Origin of the sequence: uncultured Microbulbifer sp. (assembly GCF_947489355.1) — a bacterium.
Lineage (GTDB): Bacteria > Pseudomonadota > Gammaproteobacteria > Pseudomonadales > Cellvibrionaceae > Microbulbifer.
In genome coordinates this window covers 1-331 of sequence record NZ_CANLDD010000213.1, presented here as the reverse complement: position 1 = coordinate 331, position 331 = coordinate 1, and the positions used below count along the sequence as shown (strand labels likewise).

The 331-nt window shown below is 47.4% G+C and carries 1 pseudogene; it reads left to right on the top strand.

Annotated features, from left to right (window positions below):
- Positions 1-206: 206 nt before the first annotated feature.
- Positions 207-331: pseudogene (locus tag Q1A48_RS21505) on the top strand (IS256 family transposase); the annotation flags it as partial.

Here is a 331-nt window from a genome sequence, read left to right as displayed (position 1 = left end):
CAGCACAACGATGGTATACCACCTGCAAAGGCGGAAGAAAATCTTAACTTACTGTCCGGTAAAAGTTGACCACTACAGTAAACTCAACAACGGTATTCTTGTCCATAGCGGCGTACTCTTGGTTGGCTGACTGTTTGGCAACAACAAATCAACCAGATACGCTGCTTTCTTTCAAATCCTCAAACACCAGAATTGGTTATAACTCGCTGCTTTACGCCGGTATACTGAAAGCCTCCGAGCGCTGGACGCACCCAATCCAGAACTGGAACTTGACGCTGTCACAGCTGACGATCCACTTCCCGGATCGCCTGGAGAAATATATCAGCCTATG